Annotated in this window: 25 protein-coding genes; 20 read left to right on the plus strand and 5 right to left on the minus strand. The window is 50.7% G+C overall.

Annotated elements, in window-relative coordinates; all coding sequences use genetic code 11:
* Nucleotide 1: 1 nt before the first annotated feature.
* The 7 genes from MKS11_RS04665 (at nt 2) to MKS11_RS04695 (ending at nt 4,183) form a co-directional block, all read left to right on the plus strand.
* The gene (locus MKS11_RS04665; RefSeq protein WP_284109400.1) at nt 2-379 is read left to right on the plus strand and encodes a hypothetical protein; all 378 of its coding nucleotides are present in this window, start codon (nt 2-4) and stop codon (nt 377-379) included.
* 214 nt (nt 380-593) lie between these two features.
* Nucleotides 594-941 (plus strand): hypothetical protein, encoded by a 348-nt coding sequence (locus MKS11_RS04670; RefSeq protein WP_284109401.1) that lies wholly within the window; start codon nt 594-596, stop codon nt 939-941.
* Nucleotides 928-2,337 (plus strand): baseplate J/gp47 family protein, encoded by a 1,410-nt coding sequence (locus MKS11_RS04675; protein ID WP_284109402.1) that lies wholly within the window; start codon nt 928-930, stop codon nt 2,335-2,337. The genes MKS11_RS04670 and MKS11_RS04675 overlap by 14 nt, the downstream gene beginning before the upstream one ends.
* Nucleotides 2,337-3,092: a hypothetical protein gene (locus tag MKS11_RS04680; protein WP_284109403.1), complete on the plus strand. Its 756-nt coding sequence runs from the start codon at nt 2,337-2,339 to the stop codon at nt 3,090-3,092. The genes MKS11_RS04675 and MKS11_RS04680 overlap by 1 nt, the downstream gene beginning before the upstream one ends.
* Complete coding sequence (locus MKS11_RS04685) at nt 3,085-3,318, plus strand: phosphoglycolate phosphatase (protein WP_277897846.1); 234 nt, start codon at nt 3,085-3,087, stop codon at nt 3,316-3,318. Before MKS11_RS04680 ends, MKS11_RS04685 begins: the two co-directional genes overlap by 8 nt.
* A complete protein-coding gene (locus tag MKS11_RS04690) occupies nt 3,315-3,551 on the plus strand; it encodes a hypothetical protein (RefSeq protein ID WP_277897847.1) in 237 nt (78 codons plus the stop codon). The genes MKS11_RS04685 and MKS11_RS04690 overlap by 4 nt, the downstream gene beginning before the upstream one ends.
* Complete coding sequence (locus tag MKS11_RS04695) at nt 3,551-4,183, plus strand: hypothetical protein (RefSeq protein WP_284109404.1); 633 nt, start codon at nt 3,551-3,553, stop codon at nt 4,181-4,183. The genes MKS11_RS04690 and MKS11_RS04695 overlap by 1 nt, the downstream gene beginning before the upstream one ends.
* A gap of 362 nt (nt 4,184-4,545) precedes the next feature.
* Here MKS11_RS04695 and MKS11_RS04700 read toward each other — a convergent pair whose 3' ends face one another.
* The 5 genes from MKS11_RS04700 to MKS11_RS04720 all read right to left on the minus strand — a co-directional run bounded on the left by MKS11_RS04700 (nt 4,546) and on the right by MKS11_RS04720 (nt 9,968).
* Entirely contained in the window at nt 4,546-4,749 is a 204-nt protein-coding gene (locus MKS11_RS04700; protein ID WP_269316859.1) for a hypothetical protein, read from the minus strand.
* 3 nt (nt 4,750-4,752) lie between these two features.
* On the minus strand, nt 4,753-7,053 hold the full coding sequence (locus MKS11_RS04705) for a hypothetical protein (protein WP_284109405.1): 2,301 nt from the start codon (nt 7,051-7,053) through the stop codon (nt 4,753-4,755).
* 112 nt (nt 7,054-7,165) lie between these two features.
* Nucleotides 7,166-7,681, minus strand: a complete 516-nt coding sequence (locus MKS11_RS04710) for a Ref family recombination enhancement nuclease (protein ID WP_284109406.1) — start codon at nt 7,679-7,681, stop codon at nt 7,166-7,168.
* 17 nt (nt 7,682-7,698) lie between these two features.
* Nucleotides 7,699-9,297, minus strand: coding sequence for an ERF family protein (locus MKS11_RS04715; protein ID WP_284109407.1), 1,599 nt, complete (start codon nt 9,295-9,297; stop codon nt 7,699-7,701).
* 275 nt (nt 9,298-9,572) lie between these two features.
* Nucleotides 9,573-9,968, minus strand: coding sequence for a hypothetical protein (locus tag MKS11_RS04720; RefSeq protein ID WP_175818020.1), 396 nt, complete (start codon nt 9,966-9,968; stop codon nt 9,573-9,575).
* Between the two features lie 819 nt (nt 9,969-10,787).
* On the opposite strand from MKS11_RS04720, the gene MKS11_RS04725 reads away from it, so the two are divergent.
* From MKS11_RS04725 to MKS11_RS04785, 13 genes are all read left to right on the plus strand, one after another.
* Nucleotides 10,788-11,333, plus strand: coding sequence for a hypothetical protein (locus MKS11_RS04725; RefSeq protein ID WP_004113051.1), 546 nt, complete (start codon nt 10,788-10,790; stop codon nt 11,331-11,333).
* Nucleotides 11,320-12,729: a PBSX family phage terminase large subunit gene (locus MKS11_RS04730; RefSeq protein ID WP_284109408.1), complete on the plus strand. Its 1,410-nt coding sequence runs from the start codon at nt 11,320-11,322 to the stop codon at nt 12,727-12,729. The genes MKS11_RS04725 and MKS11_RS04730 overlap by 14 nt, the downstream gene beginning before the upstream one ends.
* On the plus strand, nt 12,726-14,099 hold the full coding sequence (locus tag MKS11_RS04735) for an anti-CBASS protein Acb1 family protein (protein WP_284109409.1): 1,374 nt from the start codon (nt 12,726-12,728) through the stop codon (nt 14,097-14,099). The genes MKS11_RS04730 and MKS11_RS04735 overlap by 4 nt, the downstream gene beginning before the upstream one ends.
* Nucleotides 14,086-15,447, plus strand: a complete 1,362-nt coding sequence (locus MKS11_RS04740; RefSeq protein ID WP_284109410.1) for a phage minor head protein — start codon at nt 14,086-14,088, stop codon at nt 15,445-15,447. Before MKS11_RS04735 ends, MKS11_RS04740 begins: the two co-directional genes overlap by 14 nt.
* A complete protein-coding gene (locus MKS11_RS04745) occupies nt 15,419-16,432 on the plus strand; it encodes a DUF2213 domain-containing protein (RefSeq protein WP_284109411.1) in 1,014 nt (337 codons plus the stop codon). The genes MKS11_RS04740 and MKS11_RS04745 overlap by 29 nt, the downstream gene beginning before the upstream one ends.
* The gene (locus tag MKS11_RS04750; RefSeq protein ID WP_284109412.1) at nt 16,432-17,223 is read left to right on the plus strand and encodes an Ig-like domain-containing protein; all 792 of its coding nucleotides are present in this window, start codon (nt 16,432-16,434) and stop codon (nt 17,221-17,223) included. The genes MKS11_RS04745 and MKS11_RS04750 overlap by 1 nt, the downstream gene beginning before the upstream one ends.
* A gap of 17 nt (nt 17,224-17,240) precedes the next feature.
* Complete coding sequence (locus MKS11_RS04755) at nt 17,241-18,179, plus strand: major capsid family protein (RefSeq protein ID WP_223566374.1); 939 nt, start codon at nt 17,241-17,243, stop codon at nt 18,177-18,179.
* Nucleotides 18,180-18,182: 3 nt separating this feature from the next.
* A complete protein-coding gene (locus MKS11_RS04760; protein WP_284109414.1) occupies nt 18,183-18,437 on the plus strand; it encodes a hypothetical protein in 255 nt (84 codons plus the stop codon).
* A 9-nt stretch (nt 18,438-18,446) separates the two neighbouring features.
* Complete coding sequence (locus tag MKS11_RS04765) at nt 18,447-18,806, plus strand: DUF4054 domain-containing protein (RefSeq protein WP_284109415.1); 360 nt, start codon at nt 18,447-18,449, stop codon at nt 18,804-18,806.
* A gap of 121 nt (nt 18,807-18,927) precedes the next feature.
* Nucleotides 18,928-19,401 carry a hypothetical protein gene (locus MKS11_RS04770; RefSeq protein WP_284109416.1) on the plus strand — a complete coding sequence of 158 codons (474 nt, stop codon included), beginning with the start codon at nt 18,928-18,930 and terminating at the stop codon, nt 19,399-19,401.
* Nucleotides 19,398-19,751 carry a hypothetical protein gene (locus MKS11_RS04775; protein WP_284109417.1) on the plus strand — a complete coding sequence of 118 codons (354 nt, stop codon included), beginning with the start codon at nt 19,398-19,400 and terminating at the stop codon, nt 19,749-19,751. Before MKS11_RS04770 ends, MKS11_RS04775 begins: the two co-directional genes overlap by 4 nt.
* Nucleotides 19,751-20,536 (plus strand): hypothetical protein, encoded by a 786-nt coding sequence (locus MKS11_RS04780; RefSeq protein WP_284109418.1) that lies wholly within the window; start codon nt 19,751-19,753, stop codon nt 20,534-20,536. Before MKS11_RS04775 ends, MKS11_RS04780 begins: the two co-directional genes overlap by 1 nt.
* The gene (locus MKS11_RS04785; protein ID WP_284109419.1) at nt 20,537-21,895 is read left to right on the plus strand and encodes a DUF3383 family protein; all 1,359 of its coding nucleotides are present in this window, start codon (nt 20,537-20,539) and stop codon (nt 21,893-21,895) included.
* Nucleotides 21,896-21,897: the final 2 nt, after the last annotated feature.

Here is a 21,897-nt window from a genome sequence, read left to right on the forward strand (position 1 = left end):
CATGAAATTAACAGACCATGCGGCACAAATCGCGCTTTCTAACGGTGGCTTTCTGATGGCGGGTGACTACGGCACAGCCATCGGCAAAGGCGAGATTATAAATATCACTGAGCGGTCCGGGCTTGTAGTTGAGCGCGTCGAGTGCATCCCCCTGATTAACGCGCCGCTGAGTATGGTCATGGCGACGTGCAGGGAGAACAAAGACCAGTACATGCCATTTTACAGCGACTTGCCGTTTGAATTGCCGCATCAAGCGGCGATGGCGCAAATGTTAAATGATGCTGGTGAAGGGTTTGACCTTGATGACCTGCTGGATATCGAGTCGCTGGATTCTGCTGTGACGGTCGTCCACGTTGAAAAATGGATGCACACCGAATGAACATCACAACAACTCAGTATCGACAGGGGGTAAAGGGCTGCTTTCTTTCCACAGAGCGGCCGCAGGTTGGTGAGGATTTAAAGCTAGTCATGCTGACTTCCAGAGGGCGACGCATTATCCCCGTTGGTGAGGTTCAGCGGGTAGAGGCTGTAGGTTCTAGCCGTTGCCTTGTATGGGTTTCAAAGCTGGCATTCGTTGAGGGGATGAATTACTGATGCTGGACATTATGCAGGATGAAAGCGGAGTCATTCTCCGCAATGGCGATTTGGTGCTGGATGGTGGCATTGATGGCATTGCGCAGCAGGCAGAAATCCGCGTAGGCACTAATCGCGGCGAATGGTGGCTTGATGAAACTCAGGGGTTGCCGTGGTTGCCAGGCATTATGGCATCACGTCTGCCGGTTTCGATTGTCTCCAACATGATTAACGCAGAGGCACGGCGCACTACTGGCGTGACCGATGCCAGAACTACAACCATCAATGACGTTAAGGGGGATTACACGATCCGCTTTGCGGTTTATGTCGGTGCCGATAGCACGGAGGTGATGAGTGGAATTAATTAATGATGGCGGCTGGCACGGTGCCAGACTGCCAGAGCTACGCGGCGACATTTACCAGAAATTGCGCGACCTGCTGGGGGATATAAGCCCGGACGGTGATTCCCTGATTGGTCAGGTTATGGCGGTTGTCGCTGAAAATGACCTGAATATCGTGGAGGCCATCGGCTGGACGTTTGCTGGTTTCTTCATTTCATCAGGTGAAGGCATTCAGCTTGACGGTATCGGCGAGGGGTTCATGCTTCCTCGCTATGGATTAACCCGGTCATCTGCCGATGTGGTTTACCTGCTGGCTTCAGGGCAGGTAATCGCGTCTGGTGAGACTTTCACTATCTCCGGTATTTCTGGTGACTGGTCGCCGTCAGGCAGTATTCAGGCCAATGGTAAAAGTGCTGCCGGGTTTGTGCTGGAGGTTAAGCCTGATGCTATCACCACGGGAAACACCTTCACAATATCCATCAACGGTAAACCATATTCAACGCAGTACCAGACGGGCGATACGTCTGATTCTATTTTATCCAGGCTTTATCCCGTCATCGCCGCCGCTGATACATCAGTAACCACATATTCAACGGATTACGGGTTGTTGCTTTATGCAGCGGATGGTAAATCGCTCATCCAGTTTTCATTTTCTGATGATGTTTTTTCCATCGTTCGTACCGGAATGCCAGCAACAACATGGTATGACAGCGATACGGAGTTTCCTGATGTTCGATTCGGCTATGTGGCAACAGATGACATTCTGATTCTTGCCAACGGTAGTAAAGGCTTTGAAATAGAAGATGACGAGCAATACAGAGAACGTCTTTTCGAAGCTGCGGAAGCAGGGCGAAAGAATGTCAGCGCATCAAGACCGGGCATAAAAAACGCCGTTCTAGCTGTTGCGGGCGTGAGCCACGTCACTGTTAACACCAACAGAGGAATTGAGACAGATGCTGATGGTCTGCCGGGGAAGTCAGTTCAGGTTTTTGTTGCTGGTGGTGATAGCGACGCGATAGCGCAGGCCATCTATGATGCGGCAGCGGCTGAATGCGGTTTCTACGGCAACACATCGGGTACAGCAACTGACGGTACAACTACCGAAACGGTTTATTTCACTCGCCAGAGCTTCCAGCTTGTCTATGTTTCCGTTTCCGGTGATACATGGGACGCTGAGACAACAGGCAAGCCAGACGATTACGAGAGCGTAGCTAAAAGCGTTATCACTGGCTATTTCTCTCAGCTTGAAATGGGCCGTGACGTTTTCGCGGGGCAAATATCTGCCCGTTTGATTACGGCTTTTCCGACGATGACGGATGTTACGGTAACTGTAGGCACTTCCGAATCACCAACAGGGAAAACTGTACCCATAAGTAGCGGCGTTGTTGCGGTTACGGATTCTACTTCTGTGGTGGTGTCGTAATGGAGCCATCAATCAAAAAACCGGGGCAACTGGCAACTGAACGCCTTACCTCAAAGGTCAGATTACAGCGAAATATCGACCTCGTTTCCGGCATCAAGGCTAACCAGCAGGGCATGGTTGATGCGCTGGACTACCTGAAAAAGGGTTTCTCAATTACAGATTCATCGGGTCTTTTGCTGGATGCATGGGGAGAACGGTTCGCCATACCCAGAGAGGGCCGCGATGATGATAGCTATATAATAGCCCTGTTGCAGGGTGCCGGGACGCAATCTGTTTCGCTTCAGTCGCGCCGCGCTGTCGGCGGATTCATCCAGTTAGCCTATAGCCTTACATGGTTGCGTCTGAATCGTGTAGGACTTTCTGCGGGCGCTGTAGGTGCGGCTTTCAACCGCGTACCTCTACGCGCTGTTTTCGTCCAGTGTGGCGCGATGGCTCCGGATATCGAACTGCCAGAAACACTGGTTGCGGCAACCTTTGCCGGGGATATATACAGCGCTGCAACACCTCCTAACGTCAAATTGGCCCACCACGCGCCAATGTTTCCCGGTAATGCTTTTCCGGCTGTGTGGGGCGGCATCAAATACGAGAGGACGCAAAAAACAGTGATGGCTACAGCAACTAAAGGGATCCGTGTCACCGCGACAAAGTCCCTTTTGACGCGGATAGAGGGTACGAAAACGGTAAACGGGAATGAGCTTCTGGAGCCATTCAACACGCTTGTAACAGTCAAAAAGATGAAGGTGACAAATGGATAGCTGGGCCAATACTGACAAAACTTACGCGGGGCAAGGTGGTGCTGATATTCCAAACAAGCAAGAGCCATCAGAAGAAATGCAGGCTACCGGGTTCGCCCCGACCTACTTTGATGTAAAAGGAAATTTGGTGTTTGGTGACGGGATAAGCGCTCAGGTAATGAATTACATCCTTAACGACCTGTACAAAAAGTATCAGGAGCTTTTAGCCAGGGTAGAAGCGCCATGAATACATTTGCGACCGTTGCTCGTAATTATCCTGTAAGTGGCGGCATTTATCCGAGCAAGAAACAACCATCGGCAGCGAAACAGGCTGATGGCTTTGCGCCGACTTACATTAATGCAGGCGGAAAATTGATTGAAGGGGATCCAGTTGACGTGGCGGAGCTTAACTTCATTTTTAACGACCTGTACGTGCAGGCGGCACACATTGACCAGCTTCTTTCGGCTAAGGGGAAATAATGGCATTAACACCAGATGAGCTAATTGCGATATCAGACCTTGAGAAAGCACAGATTACAGACTCTTCTGTCGTGCCTGATTGGGTTCTTCCGTCTGAGGTCAGGGGGAGTAGTGCGCCGATAAATGGTATTCCGTACCCACAGCACACCATTGACGTGTTTGGCGGCCTGTTGACTGGCGAATGGTCGCTTAAATTCCAGAATCCATTACAACGCGTTGTGTGCGATCTGGAGATATTCCACGGAGAGAATGCGCCAGAATCGACGCCCCCGGACTTGTCAGCATTACAGTTAACGGCGACCGGCTTTGATAAAGCTGTGATTTTTTGCCCGGCAAAAACTGTTACAGATGCAATGCCGATAAACTTTATGGGGTTGGCTGTCTCCGGCGTTACACCAGTGTACAGACTGGGAGGAAAACGCAGATTTCTGGAGCAGTCTGGAATGGTTGTCATCCCATTAACCGTGATTCTACTGTCAACACATCCGCTAACCAGTCAGGAAACAAGCAGGGCTCTATCCGTCACCCTAAAGCGCAGGAATGAGAATCAGATGACTGTAGCGCCAATTATCAGCGGGATGGTCTACAGTAATCCGTTACCATCAGCCCGAGATATTGCGCAGGCGTCGTGACCGCTGAGAAATAAAAAAGTCATTCTCTGATTTTGTGTCAACATTTCCCCGGTTTGTTATCAACAATTCGGGGATTTGTCTTTTATGAAAGCGACAGCGCGTAAAAAACCAGCATTTAAAGACTTCTACGAAAACGGTATGTTTTCAAGGGTCATAGCGACCAGTACGCGTAGTGGTAGATGGCAGTTATGTGGCATGCATCGTAATGGCGATGCATTGATTTTTATCGAGGCAGCAAGGGGAGGTATAAGAGAGTGGTCGAACCTGGAATATTTGGCGAGTTTCTGTGAATCGATGGGTGTAACAGTATGGGAGGTTCACAAAAAGAGGGCCGCATAGCGGCCCATTTATAGTGTATGAAATCAATCCGTCAGGCTAAGAATCGTTGCGCTGGTATCAAATCCAACGTCAAATAATGCGGCCTGCCCGGTTAATATAACGTCAAGGATATCGTCGCAGTCGAAGTTCGCGAAAAATTGCATATCCCTTTGGGCGCTGGTTATCTCAAGCAGCACCGCTTTCCCGTCTGCTATTTTTGATGTCGATGGATAAATGTAGTAATGCATATATCACCCCTTCACAAACCACCATATAGGCAGTTTGTAGTAAAAAGTCCCGACGCAACCGGTAAATTTTACGCCAGCCTGAATAAAGTCATTTCCCTGCCAGTGCCCGGTAACGCTCTGCGGAATGATTGCCTGGTAATCTGCGGCAGTAATTAATGTTCCCTGTCGCTGCTCCGTCATATTAATTGCTGCACTCTCTGCAATCGCCCGCCGTATAGGCGTACTGGATGCTGAGATAAGATTTGTTGCAGTGTCCAGCACGGCACGAATGCTGTTACGCAGATAGCTTGCCATCAACATAGACACCATAAGATTTCCTGTCACGTCAGCAATGCGGATTGACCCTGAACCCCACAGCGGTTGCAGCCCCGATTCTGCTTTGGCTTCGTTGGTGCAGAATAGCTGCACCACTTCTGACGGGTCAGTCAGCGTGATAATAAACGGCATATAACCATCATCAGTGGCGTCGGCCAGCGTTCCGTAGCGGCATGTCGCGTTACCGGTCTTCAGAGCGGCAAATGCGTAATCAGTGGAAAGCAAATCACCGCCAACATCACCGGTACTCAAATCAGTAAATTCAATAGTCCGGTTAACCCGGTTAGAGCAGGCCGGGCTGTATGAGTTAGGCCACGGTGTCATTCCATCAATAGAGCGCGGGTTAGTAATATGCACGCCGGTATTGCCCGGATGCCCGGCCAGTGTCGGATAAGCTGTATTCGGCTTTTTCCCCTGCCGTGACTGGCAATAGGACTCATCCGTCACTACCAGCATCTGTCCGTAAACTGATTGCGGGCAACCGTATTCCTGATAGATGCCGTAATATTTATCACTGAGACCAGCAATCGTCCTGCGGGTATCTCTCCGCACGGCTTTACCAAAATGCACCGTCGATTTCGAATAACTTTGCGGGGTATCTTTAGCAACAAGCTGCCCCTGAACCCCTTCAATATTTCCTGAAATATAGGTGAGGATACCAGGAGAAAGCGGCCCCAAATGTATCCCGTCACTGCCAATAAAATCGAGCCTGACATTCGTCAGTGAAAAAGCTCCACCGCCTTTAATCCATAATCCGTAGTGTGCCATATTGCCGAAGGTGCAGTTTTCATAATACATGTCCTCACCAAAATTATAGAATGCCTCAGGCACATCCATGCCGTTATAGCATCGTGAGAAATAGCAGTTACTAAATCCACACATGAAGGTGTAATAAGTTCCCCAGCGATGGCTGGTGTGGAAACCCATTATCTTCATGTCGCAAATCGTCAGGTTACGCACATCAAGTTCACACGGAACATCATTACCAAAGACGATCCCCACAGTTTTAATCGTCGGATTACCGCTGGAATCCAGTGCGTAACCAGGCCCGCGCAAAGTCATCCTCTGGCCGTCCATTGCAAAGAAGGGCTTATTCCCGACCGCCTGATTCCAGTATGTACTGACAGCGCCTTTCCAGCTCGTTTCGGCCTGATACATAGCCTTTGTCAGTTGAGGGAAATCCTGATTCGAAACCCTGAAGCAATAATCATCAAGAAAATCCCCCGCCTCGAAAAAGGGGCCACCGATAGTGCCACAACTTATAAAAGGAGGCAGGTCTACCTTCTCTGTGATTTTAAATTCACAAATAAAGTTAGTAGGCACTATGCGAATAGTGCTGGCTACGTTGTTAACCCGACCATTGGCGACGACCTTATTAATGATTGCGTCCCTGGCCTTTTTTAATACCGGACTAAAATTCGAACCATCAACGAGAAGACCCGCCAGCCTCAGGTCGTAACCGCCGCTGATATCAGCCTTCCATCGAGCGCCACCTGGCGTTACAAAAATTGAAATGCCATCGTCCGGTGACGTTGTGTCTGTCGGGTCGTGCGTCACAATGGCGTTAACTGTCGCTGTGCCAGTTGCCACCCGTTCTAAGATTGCACTTTGCCCCGGTGATGATGGTTCCATAGCTCTAAGCTCAGAGATACTGGAGCATGTTAGACCCATGTTTTTTAAGAATAAGCGTACATTTCCATCATCATGAATATCTTTGCCGGGGAGCGTGCGAGATAATGGTAAAGCCCACTGACTCCACGCTGAAGTGATGTTGTTATAGGTCGAGGTTGCAGAAATTACGGAGTCAGAGGTAAAAGAGCGTCTTTTCACCGCACCAGAATGCACGGTTAGAACCCCGCCATTTTGGTCTGGTGATGATGAGTTTCCTGCAGATACAGGGTATATCCCAGGTAATAATATGGAGTCTATATTAACGCTGGCGCTGAGTGCCGATTTCATCATCAGCGCACCATAGTTATTTTCGGACATAAGCACCTCGTAATTGTTAACAGGTGCGATTTAACCGGATGGGACGGGGATGATACAGAAAGAGGGCGAGCGGTAACGCCGCCAGATGAAGCATGGCGGCGTTTGGTGGGTGTCAGGCTATCATTTCAAGGCATTGGGTGTATAAATCGTCCTGAGTACCGTTTAGGGCCTCAAATGCGGCTTTTCCTCCGCATATTCCATCAGCATGAACCGGAACAAGCCAGGCATAATTAGCGCGTATTGCTGCTGGCGCTGCGTGCTGGTGGTGATGGTCACACAGTGGCAATACGCGGGCGTGTGCGCCTGCTGCTGTTCTCCCTTCGATATGATGCAGGCTGACCACATCGTTAATAATCCCATGAACGTAACAGGCAATGCAGGGTAGAGCGCCGATTTTGTCCATTATTGAGCGCTCATCGGCGCGGGGCGTTCGTCCCTTCAAACCACGTGTACACGGTTTATTTTTTGCCCGTTCAATATGGCGGGATTGTCGTTCCCGCTGTTTTTCGTACTGAGCCTGACGCCATTCCGGGTCTGCCTGTTTCTCACGCTGGCGGGCAATGGCCCGCTGCTGATACTCACGCCGTTTTTCAGAGTGACGTTGTAACTTTTCCTGTGCGGTTTTCATGTTGAGAGCCCCGCATATCAGTAAGGAAGGTCAGATTCAGGGACATACGCCGGAATTTCACTGTTGAAGCCATCGCTTTCAACGTGAAGGATGAGAGTGTCGATATAGCCAGCGGTGTACGCATCGCAGCGACGCGCAATTTCATGAAGCTGTTGCAGCTTGATATCGGTATCAGCGTCACCTGTTGCGATTTCCTGCGCAATATCGACCTTTTGTTGCATCGCATCGACGGTGATTTGTGCCTGTGCTGAAATAATGGCGGATTCGCTGGTCTCGTTATCGCCGTCAGCGCCGACGATATCCATGATGGTGCGAGCAACTTTCATTTCAGGATTTGCCAGCGCTTCAAAGTTCACATCACCACGCATCAGCGCCAGCGTATAGAACTCGCGGCAGGCGTTATACCAGTTTCGGCGGTGATAGCTTGTGTCGCTGTGCACTGAGCGCATATCCAGACCGTGTGACACATGAACTTCCATCTGACGCATAGCGATTTCGATAATTTCCGAATCGTGGCCCGCTTCGACGGCGGCAACAAACGCCTCTTCATCGTCATCAAGCGGGGTGCAGTCAGGAATAAATGTCCGGGCGACTGGCGCTGACATATCGCGGGTATCATGCACATCGTTTGAATCCGCGCTGGAAATCGCGACAGAAGAAAGGGATTCTGCGATATCCATAGCGATTTCAGCGCTAACGTGTGCGCCGGTTCTGGTGTCGATAAGTTCGTCACCGTCTACCTGAAAGAAGCCGGCCTGTTTGTAGAAGCTCTGCCAGTGCTCATCCGTCAGGCCATAGCGCAACACAGTATCGCGGGCCATTGCGTCATCATCTTTGGCGTTGTCGCGAGAATGGATAACATCCTCTGCGACTTCTGACGGTGTACGCAGAAACGGGTTACGCGCTTTAGCCTGGGCGATTACCGCGCTGCCAGTAAATTCACCTGCCGCGACCAGCATGTTCAGAATGGATTCCGCTTTAGTGCGTTCTGATTTGGTCGGCTTCCATTTGCGGCTACTGTTTAGGGAGCGGGCCTTACGGCGTTCGCGCTTACTGTCTGCCTGGTCGATATCGTCATCACCATCAGTAATATCGAGCGCCTGACGCAGACCATAGCGACGAAAATAGGTGAAGGATGCGCCGACGCGCTGGCATTCGTCGAGGCGCTTATCTTCTTTGATAAAGGCCGGGAGCCGGAAAGATGCTTCCGTGCTGGTTGGGATATGGATAAAGGTTGTCACCATTTCCAGCGGAAGCTCGTCACCTTTCTCAAACTCCTGTTTGAGCATCAGGCCATGCTGATAGATGGGCTCGCGTAGCATGTCCAGCAGTTGCGCCAGTGATGCGAAAGTAAAGTCCAGAGTTTCGTTATAGTTGTCGCGTTCCGGGTTTTTCAGTTCGCGCACCAGATGCGCCAGCGATTCCTGAGCATTGGCGTACTGTTTGCCGGGCGCTACGTAGACTTCCGGCGCGGTCACTTCCGTTTTTTCGACTTCATTTGAGGTGTTTTTATGAACGGGAATCATAGCGGCAGTTGCATAACCAGCGGCTTTAAGTGTCATCATGGTATGTACTGCAAGTTCAGCGGCGTCGGGGATGGTGAGTAATGTACTCATTGTGGTTGCTCCTTCTTGTGAGACTGAATCCCCACTTTTGAGATGGGGCGGGGTGGAGCTCAAAACCGCAAGAAGTCGGCGGACTTATTCACAGACGGAGAGGCCTGCTATTCGTCGCACTCCACCCCATAATTCAGCACTCGCGTAGCCGGAGCCACCAGAGCATAAATTCTGGGTACAAAAAAATCACGCTGACGGGGTGATATGCCGCTTCTTGTAAGGTGTTTTGAGCACCTTTATAGATCTTATTTCAACTACAGATAAGAAGCAAGTATCTACTTGTGTTTTGTCCACTTCTTCAATTGCTCTGCGGCTTTGATGATTTCCTGTGGTGAGTGGAAGTCATACATCCCGGCATTCCGTTCGCCAGCCCTCTCAAGCGAAAGCTGGTAGTTTGCGAAGGCATTTCTTATTTTGGCTGCGTCGCGCTCATTACTAACCAGTAACAGCGCGTGAAGGTCTGATTCAGTCAGGGTTTTGTTCGGATAGTGCCCGTTATCAGCAGACTCTTGCTGGTGGACTAATGACAGGGTTATTCGGTCTGCAACTGCATTGAATTCTTTGCGTTTTTCTGCCCTTACTGAAAGACGATAACTGAAAAAGCAGCTAAAAATAGTCCCGGCCACAGATACTACAAGCGCGATTGTAGCAAGTGTATCGCTATAACTCATGGAGGTTCCCTATGTCCTACTCTGAAGTGGTTTCAATACTGGCAATAGGTATTTCGATTGGCAGTGTACTGACGCACGTATGCCATTACTGGTTGCTGACGCGGCGATAAATCGAAGCAATATCTTATAGCAACTACAAATAAGACGAAAGGAAGAAGGGGTGTTTTTTGCGGTAAGGGATTGTTTATGGGTATAATCCTGCCCGGTGCTTGAGGCTGTCTGCCTCATGTCACCATGCGGCAGATAGAAGAAAGCCCCGAAGGTCAATTTTCATTAACCAACGAGGCCTCTAATCTTGCGTGACAACACGATTATAGCCTCCCAAAAGCGATGGAGGCAACTTTGTTTTACAAGGGAGTTTTTTTGTTTATCGCGATATTTATCGCGGCGTTACTGGCGTATACCGCCCTTAACCGGACGCTTTGCGAAGCGTCCATAGGTCAGGGAGGTGTGCAGGTAGCGGCAAAGTTTGCCTACGAAGCTAAGGAGAGTCGCTAAATCAGGGCGGGGATCCGTCCCCGCCTTTCTGGTTGTCTGGCATGGCCTGAGCACCTTTAAACGCCGCTCCTTCGGGGGCGGCTTTTCTTTGGCGTTACCTCTCGCATCATCTTTTGAATCCTCCAGGTAAAAAACCATAATGGCACCTGCCACGGACAGGAAGCATTGCCTGTTACCTTTAAGCCTTTGTTATTACCCTTGTGATTTCAGCCATTCCGCCCCCGGAGTGGCTTTTTTTTATTTGTACTACACGCCAGCGGTAACGCTGTTTTTGATCCTCTTCTTTCCTCGCTACGCTGCAAGCCTCACAAGGGGGGAATTGTGACAATAAAAATAAACAGGCGTGATGATGCATTTGCAAAGCTGGTGGCTGAAGCGCGGGAAGCGCCGGGGTTCAGCTATGCAAAGTCGCGCAACCGTGATTACAAGGGCTTTAACGATGATTTTCAGGCTGAAAAGTTACTTAAAAATGACGACATACAGCAGGCCGTCAGCGTTTACAAAAAGCACATCATTGCAGCGGATATCGTGGGGCGTCAGGAGGCGTTAATTGACCTTTCGGCGCGTTTCCGTGCGCCGGATTCAACAGCGGTAATGCTGGAATTGCAGGCGCTGGAGAAAATGAGGCTTGAACCGGAGGTGTTCCGCAGCCGCATGGCGGCAATTGATACCCGTGCAGTTAAAAACATCAAAAGAACAAAGCACGGATGGCAGGTTGAGGGGCTGGATAAGTCACATCTTGCCGCGCGGATCCTTACGCTTGCCGGGGTGGATATTAGCAAGCCGATAACCGACGAAGGTAAGCGCCTCGCGAGAGAAACACTGACCGAAATTTACCGGGATATGGGATTCGATGACGGCGATTGAGATAGCACCTGAGCATGATTTAGAGCGCCGTCGCTACTGGCTGTCAGAGAAAAAGAAAATGGCAGAGTGGCGGCGCGTCATGCGTTCGCTCACGACAAAACCGCACCGCGTTAAATGTCTGCGCGGTGGGCGTGGCTCCAGTAAGTCATGGAGGATTGCCGAAGCACTGATTCAGCTCACTGTGCGATATGACCTGCGCATTCTGTGCTTGCGCCGGGTGCAAAAATCTATCGACGCATCATCACATAAGCTGCTCAGCGATACGATACGCCGTCTGGGGTATGAATCAGAGTTCACGATAACTCAAAACAGTATCAAGGCTAAATCCGGCGCTGAATTCCGGTTTTTGGGCTTTCAGTCGAACCTCGACAGCATTAAATCCATTGAAGGTGTGGACATTTGCTGGGTGGAGGAAGCGCACGCGATTTCGGCTGAAGCGTGGGAAACGCTGGCCCCAACATTGCGCCGCAACGGTGCTGAACTATGGATTACCTTCAACCCGGCTTTTGCGTGGGATGAAACCTATGTCAGATACGTTCTCAATGCAGAGGATGACTGGTTTATTGAGGAGGTGAACTGGTATCACAACCCATATTTCAATTCGACGTTGGATAAAGAGCGGATTTATACGCTGAAGTATTACCCGGACAAGTACGACAACATCTGGAACGGCGTTCCCGTCAGTGATTTACCCGGCGCTGTTGTTAACCGTGGCCATCTTGAAAAGTTAGTTGTTTCGCCCGATTCGAAACTGGCGAAAGCGTGTCGAACTGGCGTTAAAACGGCGGTGCTCGATGTTGCTGATGATGGCGATGATGATTCTGTGTTGTCGTTCTTTGACGGGCGATTTTTGTACCGTATGGAGCGATTGCAGGCGCGTGACACCGTTCAGCTTGCGCAGCAGGCGTTAAAGATGGCGACGGAAGAAGGCTGTACCGTCCTGATTTACGACTCTGTCGGCGTTGGTTCTGGTGTTAAAGGCGAGTTAAACAAATACGAAGATTCAGAGATTGAGTTTCGTAAATTCGTCGCTCAGGGCGAAGTGTTGCGCAAAAAGTCCAGATATCGCGGCGGGAGGCCGAACGAAGATACCTTCCACAACCTGCGAGCGCAGGCGTGGTGGGCGTATCGGGATGCAGTTAACGACTCTGTGCGCTGGATAGAGACAGACATTATGCCGCCTGATGGCCTTTTCGCGATTTCTGACCAGATACCGCGTCGATATATCGACCGCATCCTTTCTGATTCTACTGGCGTCATGTGGGAAACCACTCCTGACGACAAAATCCTTATTGAAGCGAAGAAAAAAGTTAAAAAACGGCTGGGCGTGTCCACTGACTACGCTGACGCCATATTCCCACATCTGGTACGCATGAAATCAGGAATTATCGAATGACGAACAAAACCAGCTTGATTCCCACTGAGGGGATTTTAACGAAAGAGGGCTTGCAGCCGGCTAATTACAATGTTGATGGCTATGTCAGTATGATGACCAGCGCAGCAGCAAGCTCAAAGGGTGCGGCGGGGATGAGTTCACCGACAGCAAACCGCATGAAGGCTCGCGCCGCCGAGGGGATGATTCCGCTGGTGGCTGCAATGACCGGGGAGCTATCCGGTATAGGCTGGCGAATTATCAGCGAACCGGTTGCTGCCGCCATGCTGAACGGATTCACAGTGGTTACTGAAAATCCCGATGATTCAAAGCATATTCAGCAGATTTTTGACGAAATGAGCGCGTGGCAGGTAGTGGAAAGCGCCGCCATTCTAAAGCGTCATCATGGCTGGTCTGTTCTGGTTATGGGGGAAGAGTGGGTGCGTTGCCACGGCTCGCACTGGATTACCCCGTCGAATGACTGGTTTGCAGACTATAATTCGCCCTTTTTTGGTCTGCCGGAAGGCTGGCGTATCCAGCTTAAAAGCCCCATCGGTGGCGAGGTGTTTATTGAGCAGGAGGATTCGATCCTCTTTGGCGATAAAAACTATCAGCCGATTTACGCGATGGTTGGTATCGAATTTGGCGAACCATTGCTCTGCAAGCCTTATGCGGCGTTACAGCGCCTGGGGCTTTCGCATGAGCTAATTATCAGCATTCTTTCCCTTTCCGTTCAGGATATCTATAAAAAGAAGGACTTAGCTGAAGACCTGAAAACGGCTAAAGGAGAGGCCGCAGCGGCCCGCAGGCTGGGAGGGATAGCGGCAACCCGTCAGTTAAATGATATGGTCGCGATTGACGATGAAGAGGAAATTAACCGCCTGCAGTCCACTATGACCGGAACCGCCGACCTTGTTGATATGGCTATTAAGCTGGTATGCGCAGAAACAGGTTTTCCCATAGCTATGCTGGCAGAGCGTAAAGGCGGTCTTTCCAATAGCGATACCAGCGCCGATGCACAATGGCAAAACCTTGTTTCTCATATCAACACCAATTACATCATTCCGGCACTGAAAAAGCTGGCTTTTCGCTATACGGGGATCCGCGCTGACTTTGTGCCGAATAAATCTCAGGGGCAAATAGACCGCGAGGTAGACCGGGACAAGAAACGAGCGGAAACGGCACAGCTTTACTATTCAATGCGAGCTATTACCAGCGAAGAGGCCCGCGCAACGGCGCAGGAAACTGGAGCGGTGGTTATGCTTGCGACCACTCCGCCCGCAACTGGCACCATTGATGACCAGAATGACGACGATTCGAACCAGAACAACGAGAATCTGAACCGGAATAGCGCCAAAAAAGACAACGACGAGGCCAATAATGGCGAAGAGTGAACCACGTTACGACGCCGGGTATCCGCTGGCTATCGAACTGGTTTACGCTCAAAGGCTGGGCGATAACGCCCGGCTTATTGGTAAATGGGTTCGCGATGCCTGCATAAAGACATACAGAGCAATCGGTAAATCCGGCGCGGTGCTCAATACCGATGCCGCAGATGGCAAAGATATTTCCGTTGATGACCTGTTGGGGGATTTCATCGCCGCCGCAACGGTCAAAAAAGTGCGCGTATATATAAAGAAGAAAGCCGGACGGAATTACTCACGTATGACGCGTGAGCAGCAGGAAAAGCTTGTCCGGTCTGTTGCTCAGGAACTTTTGCCGGATGCATCAATATTCCTTAAAGCCATTCCGGCGCTGCTAAAAGATGGTGAGTTTGGGGCCGTTCCCGCCTATGCATTCAGTGAAGTAAGGCGGCAGGCAGGAATCAGCCTGGCTAAAGACTTCGCTAGAGTGACGGGCTCAAGGCCAGATACCTACCTTCGGGTTATCAACCGCACCGCTGATGATGTTCAGGCCGCTATTGTAAATGGTCGATTTGGCCTGACTAACGAGTATTACCAGAGCTATTACCAGCGCTTCCGCGTAGATGGTGTGAATCTTATTGACCTGAAAACAGGGCTATCAGCCACACCAGATACAGCGGGGGCAATATCTAAGCCGCTCGCCAGCTTAACGGATCCGATGAGAGCCGCGAGCACGGTTCCATCATTACCGGCTATGGAAGCTGCAAATACCCAGCTTGCTAACTCGGCGGTTGACGATTTCCGGCTTATTGTTCGCGCTGCCGCCAATACTGATTTGGCACCGGGTATCAAACTGCCAACCGAAAATATGGCTGACCTGATATCCGTTGATATCTATGACGGCGATAAAAAGCTGCTGGAGCAAACAGCGGACTGGCTCACGGAGAGTATGGGGCGCATGGAGAACGTCTCCGATGAGGCGCTACAGCGTGGAATTAAGGTCGTCCAGCAGGGATTACGCGAGGGGCGGGGCGTTGACTATATCGCCGATAAACTGGCAACTGAAATGGAAATTCCCTATCGGAGAGCCCGAAACGTCGCCCGCAATGAGATAGGTAATCAGGCCTGGAATCTGGAGGAAGCCAACGCCCGTATTGCCGGGATGAAAATATACCGCTGGCGGGGGATGTTAGACGAACGCGAGCGAAAATTGCATGTTGAGCGCGAAGGTAAGGCATACGAGCCGACCAGACCGCCACAGGACGGGAATCCGGGGCAACCGCATTTATGCCGCTGCTTCCCTGAATGGTTGTTCTCTGCGTCGGACGTTGAAGAAGCGGAGAAAGAAATTGCTGCAAGAAACACAGGTCAACGTTGACGCCATCAAGCAATGGGAGATAACCCCGGAAGGTTATCTCCAGATTGATATCCCTATCGCCCGTCCGGGCGTGCTGGTTTATGACCGCAAGCGCGGTGATGCATTCACGGCTAAAGAGTACCGCTCAGCCGATGAATTGTTTAACCAGGACTCAATGAATACCTTAATCGGCAAGCCTGTGACGGTGTCACATCCTCGCAATGGTCTGGTGACGTCAAAAAACTACCGGGCCGTTTCTGCGGGGGTTGTTACTGCTGTTATGCGTCAGGGCGATGAACTTGTCGCCCGCGCACTGGTTCAGGATGAGAAGTCCATCCGACTGATTCAGCAGGATAAACGTTTACGGGGTGCTTCGGCGGGGTATCAGTGCGACGAAAAGCCAAAAGAGACAGGACTATCCCCGGACGGGCAAACGTTCGACACGGTGCAAAAGGGTATCAATTACAACCATTTGAGCATTGTGCGTAACCCACGGGTAAAAACTGCAACATTCAATCTGGACGGTGAACCGATGGAATTAGAAGAGGCGTTAGCCGAAATTGAAAGCCTTAAAGTGAAAAATCAAACGCTTACGGCTGATTTAAGCAAAACACAGGGCGACCTGCTGAAAGCAAATAACCGCCTTGTAAATATGGACTCAGCCAGCAATGAAGCCTACGAGAGAGGTGTTGCTGATGGTCGTCAGGAAAATGACCTGAAAGCAGCAGCTAAACGCCTGAACATCAACACCGACAGCCTGGGCGATATCAATCTGGTCAAACAGGCCATCATTCGTAAGGCAAACCCTGAAGTAAACATGGATAGCTGGACGGATGAGCAGGTGGATGTTGCGCTGTCAATGGCGCTGGTTGCCTGCGGTAAGAAGTTCGAACAAACCCCGCGTAATCCCCGCGCAGCAGTAAACACCGATGAGCAGGGCGATCAGAAGTCAGCCCATCAGGATTATCTGGCTCGCACCTTTGGCAAAAAAGAGGCAGGCAAATAATGCAGACCACGATTAAAGACGATTTTGACGCGGGGTTGCCGGGTGATTTGGCGGTTCTGCCGTCTTTCCGTTCCTCCGCTCGCGTAACCTCCCGTCGCGCTGGTGGTGAAGTTGCGCCGGGCGATGCGGTGAAACTTACCTCCGGTAATGATTCAACCTGCGTTGCTTTACCTGATGATGGTGATGTTACGGATGCCATCGGCATTGCTGTTACCGCGCATTCCAATATGCCCGCCACACCGGGATTTGGTAGCAACACGCGCATTGGCGTGGTCACTATCAATTGCCCGATTGGTATTGTCGAAAATGGCCCGATCCGCGTAGCGGTAAAAACGGGTGAATCGCCGAAGGTGGGTGATTTAGCCGTGCCGAAAGGCCGTAACGCAACTACCGGCTATATGGAATGGGGTGTTGCTGCATCCGGAGATAAAAGCCGCTTCCGCTTTGAATCGCCAACTCAGCGCGGCGGCACGGCAATTGTGATGGTCATTGATGGCGAACTACTCAGCACCGGGTATCCACGCGAAGTCGCTGTAACTGGCGTTGCGCTGTCGCCTAAAACCGCATCTAAAGCCGCTGGCGCGACTCAGCAGTTTACGCCGACAGTTTCTCCGGCAGGTGCGACCAATAAAGACGTTACCTATGCATCCAGCAATGCGAACGTAGCAACTGTGGACGCATCCGGCCTTGCCACGGTGAAAAGCGGGGCAACAACCGGACAGACGGCAATCATTACGGTACGTACTGAAGACGGTGGTTTCACTGACACCGCTGTAATCACCGTTAGCTAACAGGGAAACCCTAAAAGATGAATGAGAAATATTTAGCCGCGCTTATGGCGCAGCTTTTTACCGAAGCGCAGGTAGCTGGCGCGGTGCCGGGTATCAACGTTGACGAGCAAGGGCTAATTTTTGCCCGCGACCTCATTTCCATGTCAAACGATGTTTACATGGAAGAAATGCCCGCGCCGGTCGCGTTGACCATGTTCCAGCAGGAGCCGGGAATCAACGAGGGTGCTAAGTGGGCGGGTTATCGCATGTACTCCGCGCAGGGCATGGCTAAAATCATGGCGGCATTCGGTACAGATATGCCGATGATGAGCGCTAAAGGCCGGGAATACTTCGCGCTGATGTACGATATTGGGCTGGGCTATGGCTACACCTACAGTGATGTTATGGCGGCGGCAATGTCCGGCACTCCGCTTGATAACATTCTGGCGCTCAATACCCGCGAAGCGCATGAACGAACCGTTTCTAATCTGCTGTGGCGCGGCAACAAGGAATACCAGATTATCGGCTTTATCGAACATCCAAATATTCCGCTGGTGGCGTTACAAGGTGCCTGGGCGACTTCTGACGGCGATAAGATTTGCGACGACGCATCAGCGCTTATTGCTGCGGTAAACACCACGAAAATCTACGAAGTGAATGAATTCCACATGCCATCTAAGGCGTGGGCGCGAATTCAGGGCTTGCGCCTGAGTGGTACGCTCGGCACGGTGCTGTCATTCCTGCGTAGCTCTTACCCGGAAGTTACTTTCCGCAAAAACTCCGATCTGGATGATGAAGGTATCTGTATCGCGCTGGCAAACAATCGTCGCCACTTCGCCCAGGCTACTCCTGTGCTGTTCCGTCAGTTGCCGGTTCAGCGTAGCGGGTTAGACCTGTCTATCCCGTGCCTGTCGCGCTCTGCTGGCGTTATCGTCCGTGCGCCGCTGGCTGCTGCCAAATCCTCAAAGGTGATTTAACCCATGGCTGAGAAAGAAAAAGTTTTTCTGACTAACACTACTCAGGCACCGATTCACATCGGTGCAAAAAACAGCGAAGGCACCGTTATTACTATCTCAATCGCTCCGCTGGCAGCGGTCGAAGTGGACGGCGCAACACTGACCATCGGCGGCGTTAAGCAGTTTCTGGACGAAGGACGATTAAAAGAAGTTCCAGCCGCTGAAGCCAAAAAGCTCAATAAAGAGCATGACGGCGTAGTTGATTCTGACGACGAGTAAGGGCATAGCATGACGGTAAATGACTGGCTCGCCATTCTGCTACCGGGGGTGACACTTGATGAGGGCGCTATTAGCGCCCTTTCTTCTCAATGTGAGCGGCTTTACAACCTGCGGGCCGCTGCGGAGTACGGTTACGACATTGAGCGCCTGAAAGCGCTGTATGTTGCTGCCAATCTCGCCCCAATAGCAGTAGAAGGCATAAGCGCAAGTGTTCGCGGTGTTGCAAGTCGCCGGGAAGGGAAAGTAGCGGTGACATTCACAGAAGCCGCGCAAAAGTCTGGCTGGCAGGGTACGCAGTGGGGGCAGGAGTTTTTAGACGCAATGGGGGATTTGACAGGCGGTTGCATTCTTATCGGTTACGCCTCTTAACGGGATTTTATTCTAAAAAATGCGAATGGCCAACTTGGCCATCAGCAATAATAAGAGGGTCAACGCTCGATTTTGAAGATAAATATTCTGATATTTGAAAACGTTTAACGGAGTTTGATCCATGCGTGGAGGTGCAAAGTTTGAAACAAAGGGCTTTGACCGTGTAATCCGTCAGCGCGTGAATGCGCTGGCGGGCATCAAGCTTACCGTTGGTATTCATAGAGGGAAAATGAATCAGGGCGTCGATGTTGCGCTGTATGGAGCCTGGAATAACTTCGGCACAAAGAACGCTATGGGATGGGAGTTAATACCAGAGCGTCCGTTTATGCGATTTGCGGCAGACAGAATAGCTGACTGGATGCGCACAGACGCTTACAAAGAGGTTCTGCGTGATGTTGCACGAGGTCGCATTACTCCGCAACAGGCTATTGCTCGCATAGGTGCTCAGGCTGTTCAAATTACCAGAAAAACAATCGCTGATTCCGCGCTATACCGTCCTAACTCAGATATCACCATCGCCCGCAAGGGTTCAACAAAGCCGCTTATTCATAGCGGTACGCTTATTCAGACAGTCAACTACAGGGCTTTTGCATGAGACGATTAATTCACTACTGGCGTCCATTACCGATTGAGATAGTTGGCGGTATGTCACGCGAGGGATATTCAGAGCAACAATCCGCTTTCCTCAGTATGCAGCCGGTTGATGGTGGCGGTTCATTTCGGGCGTACCTTACCGGGCGCAAACCTCAAGATTACATGGAAGCCATTGGCGAAACGGATTTAGAGGTTACAGAAGAGGGTGAGCATAACGGCGCTATAGTGCTATGTGCGGGTAAATATTACGAAGTGGTGCAGCGGCAGGAATGGCAAAACGGCGTTATTAACCACTACGAATATTTGCTATTTGGTATGAAAGAACGGGACGCGCTCGCGCTGGTGGGATAATGACTAATTATACGGTCAAATTAATGACCGTTGACGGGGAATTATCATATTCTGATTATCGTGCAGAAAAGGCGACATTCACCGCTAACGGCAACAGCAAAGATATTTTATTCACGCCATATAATTATCGGGATCCGTCCGTGGTCAGTTCTGTTGTGCTGGATAATGGCAGCGGAACCACTATCAATATTTCGGCTGATTTCCGGCTGGATGTTGGCGATGTTGTAAAATTTCCGGCTGGCACACTCAAAGAAACCGATACGCAGGCCAGACCAACAATCCTGAGCGGTGCGCCCTACGTTGCAATGGTACGGGCAAGACAGGCAATGATTGAGTTGGTGGGCGATAGTCCCATTTACGCACAACAGAAGATTCCAGAGTCAAAGGATCCGTTTACTGCCGTCCATCTTCTCACGTCATCGAGAGAGCCGCAGGCATTCGCAAAGTCATGGGATGGCGATTACCGCGTTTATCACTACAACTGTGAAGCGAAAATTATCGTTATCCGGTCATCAGATGACGCTCAGGCATTTCTGGAAAACTTTTTGAATCAGGTCGATTCGACTGAAGGTGATTTCTGGCAGTTCGAAAATAACTGCTGTATTGACCGCTCGGGCGATTTCGAGAATAGCTCCCCTCTAATTGATAACCTCGTTTACCAGCAGATGGCACAGGTAACGCTGTCTTTGACATTTGTGTACCAGCATTACAAACGAGAGAGTTGGATTGAAAGCGCGACGGTCACACCGTGCGATAAAGTCACTCTCGCTATCAGGGGCTATTAAATGGCGAATTTAAGTCGGCTTTTTAGTGTAAAAATTGGGCGTCAAACTACCGCCGCTCAATATGGCGTGTTTGGTGTCGGGTTAATCCTCGCGCCGGGCGCGGCATTTTTCGGGAAAAAATTCACAGATTACGAATCCGCAACCATCGCGGATTTTGCCGATCTCTACCGGGTCTATACCAGCGCTGATGATGCCATTTCAGACGGCGTGTCCGGCGATAATCTTCTGTCGGTTCAGGCGTATTTCTCTCAAAGTCCGTCACCGGATACGCTGGTTGTCGGCGATTTCTCCGCCGCTTACAGCAAAACTATGATTACCCTGACGGGGGTTCCGGTTTCCGGCGCACCTACAACTACAAAGGCCACCATCGGCTATGTGAAAGGTACGGAATATCGCTACGCCAGTTATAACGGCACTACTTGGGCCGGGAGCACTGGCGCAGCGGCTGATATCGTTGCTGATGCAACGACTACAGGTCAGTTTCTGGTTGATGGTCGCATTGTTTATCTGGAAGGGGCCGAAGTTGTCCATGCTAAATCTACAGCGCTGGCTGCTGGCGTCAGTGCTGCGATTGCTGCCATCAAAAACCAGTACAACAAGTTCTTTATGTGCATGACGCCGTCGCGGAATCTGTCGATTCAGAAAGCTATTGCTGATTGGGTCGAATCGCAGATTGATAAAATGGCGGTGTTTATCGACGACTACACGTCCTCCACCTGGGCGACTGACAGCATTACGAAATACCTTTTCGATAAGAATATGGCGGGTTCGTTTGCTATTTCGACGAAGCTGGAAAAGAACTTCCTCGACGCTGCTATCGCCGGGCGTTGTCTTGTCATGCAACCGGGCTCAGAAACGTGGGCGCTCAAGACACTTAACGCCGTTCAAAGTGATGGATTCACCGAAACCGATTACCAGAAAATTAAGGCGCTCAACGGTAATACCTTTGAAGATTATGGTTCCGGTGTCACGGTAACTTACCCCGGCACGTGTGGCGACGGAGAAGCGATTGAAGTTGTTCGTTTCTGCTACTGGCAGGCCGACAAGATGCAAAAAGACCTTGCTACGCTGCATATCAACCGCAACAAAGTAGGGCACGACATGCCGGGCTATGAACTGGTCTCTAACCAGATGGAAAGCTCGCTGAAGGCGGGCCAGACTGCTGGCGGCATTATGGAGAATTTTACGGACGATAACGGCGATTATGTCCGTGGATTTACTGTAGTACGTCCGACGATGTCAGAAATCAGTGCCGTGCAGCGTATCAAAGGCGATATCACCATTAAATTCTATTTCTATCTCCGCTACGCCATTAAGCACGTTGATGCTGTTGGCACCGCAATGACTTACGGGGTTTAACT

The organism is Klebsiella sp. K5-45, assembly GCF_030128605.1.
Lineage (GTDB): Bacteria > Pseudomonadota > Gammaproteobacteria > Enterobacterales > Enterobacteriaceae > Klebsiella > Klebsiella quasipneumoniae.